The organism is Bradyrhizobium hipponense, assembly GCF_008123965.1.
GTDB lineage: Bacteria > Pseudomonadota > Alphaproteobacteria > Rhizobiales > Xanthobacteraceae > Bradyrhizobium > Bradyrhizobium hipponense.
In genome coordinates this window covers 636-2619 of record NZ_VSTH01000243.1, presented here as the reverse complement: position 1 = coordinate 2619, position 1984 = coordinate 636, and the positions used below count along the sequence as shown (strand labels likewise).

The 1984-nt window shown below is 61.8% G+C and carries 1 protein-coding gene and 1 pseudogene; both read left to right on the top strand.

The window, feature by feature from the left end; genetic code table 11:
• The first annotated feature begins 184 nt into the window (after window positions 1-184).
• Window positions 185-1069 (top strand): tyrosine-type recombinase/integrase, encoded by an 885-nt coding sequence (locus FXV83_RS41070; protein WP_148745718.1) that lies wholly within the window; start codon window positions 185-187, stop codon window positions 1067-1069.
• 11 nt (window positions 1070-1080) lie between these two features.
• Window positions 1081-1984: pseudogene (locus FXV83_RS41065) on the top strand (IS91 family transposase); the annotation flags it as partial.

The following is a 1984-nucleotide window of genomic DNA, read 5'->3' as shown; positions in this document are numbered from 1 at the left end:
ATTGGACGAACCCGCTCCGCGGGAGGGCATCCGTGTTGAGCGCGGCGTATCCCCTTGAAGTCAGTCCTTGTCTCTGACCCCGGCACCACCCGCACAGCGACGTAATCCCCCCATTTCAGAAGCGCCCTTGGCAAGATGGTGTTGCTGCCCCGCGCGCAGCGTCCCTCTTGTCAAGGAGTTCGCTATGACCTCGCTTCGGTTACGCATGATGGAAGACATGCAGCTCCGCAACCTGTCGCGACACACCCAGGATTCGTATTTGCTGCAGGTTTCGCAGTTCGCCCGGCATTTCGCTAAATCGCCGGCTTTGCTCGGCCCGGAGGATATCCACGCCTACCAGGTCTATTTGACGAACGAGAAGAAGCTGGCGCCACGCTCGATGCAAGTGACCGTCGCAGCGCTTCGATTTCTCTACCGCGTCACGCTCGGCCTCGATTGGGATTTCGACCGGATCATTCCGTGCCCAAAGGCGCCAAAGACACTTGCCGTCATTCTCAGCCCCGAGGAGGTGCTGCACTTCCTCGGCTGCATCGAGAGCTTCAAACACCAGGCGATCCTGACGACATGCTATGCCGCCGGCCTGCGTATCTCCGAGGCGACCCGGTTGAAGCCTGAGGCTATCGATCGCCAGCGCATGGTGCTGCGCGTCGAGCAGGGCAAGGGACAGAAAGACCGCTACGTCATGCTGTCGGCCAGGTTGCTGGAGGTGCTGACGGACTATTGGCGCGCCGTGCGACCAGCCGGGGCATGGATGTTTCCCGGCGCCGTTGCTGGAGAACCGATATCGACAAGCGCCGTGGATGCCACCTGCCGCCAGGCACATCGGATGTCGAAACTCTCCAAGCCGGTAACACCTCATTCCCTGCGGCACGCATTTGCGGTGCACCTGCTCGAAGCTGGAACCGATCTCCGCACCATCCAGCTCCTGCTCGGCCATCGCAGCCTGTCAACGACCGCTCAATATCTCCGGATCGCCACCAACAAGGTTTGCGCAGCGACGAGCCCACTTGAACTGCTGCCGCGTCCGATCCCCAAGGCTTCCTCGCCATCAACGCCCGAACATTTCTGACGGCCAGCCTCATGGGCCGCTCAGGTCCGGAGGTCGCGGATATTTTCCGTTGCTACGGTGCTGCCTGGCGAGAGCAGCACTGGGCCTCGCTATCGACCGAACGACGCGCAGCCATGACTGCCATCGAGCGCTGCCGAACTTCAGCGCTCGGAGGCCATGTCGAACAGTGCGACCGCTGTGGCGAACGACGGATCGCTTACAACAGCTGCCGTTCCCGCAGTTGCCCCAAGTGCCAGTGGCTCGCCCGAGCGGAATGGATCGAGGCTCGGCGGGAAGAGCTTCTCGATACGCAGTATTTCCATGTCGTCTTCACCGTTCCCGACGAGATCGCCGCGATTGCCTTCCAGAATGCCAGCACGGTCTACAAGATCCTGTTCCACGCAGCCGCCGAGACGTTGCGCACCATCGCTGCCGATCGCCGACATCTCGGCGCGGAGATCGGGTTTTTCGCGGTGCTTCACACCTGGGGTCAGAATCTCAGCCATCACCCCCATCTCCACTGCGTCGTGCCCGGCGGCGGGCTTGCGCCGGACGGGAGCCGCTGGATCGCGTGCCGTCCCGGCTTCTTCCTACCAGTCGCCGTGCTCTCCCGACTCTTCCGGCGATTATTTCTCGAAGGCCTGCAAAGGGCATTCGATGCCGGTGAGTTGCGATTCTTTTCGTCATTGGAACGGCTGCGCGATCTCGTCGCATTCCGGCGCTATCTGGATCCCGCCCGCCAGGTCAACTGGGTGGTGTATGCCAAGCCACCCTTCGCGGGCGCTGAGCAGGTTCTGGAATATGTCGGACGCTACACACACCGGGTGGCAATCGCCAACAACCGGATCGTCGATATCGAGGATGGCAAGGTACGCTTCCGGTGGAAGGACTATCGCAACGACAACCGGCAAAAGGTGATGACGCTCGAGGCCGGGG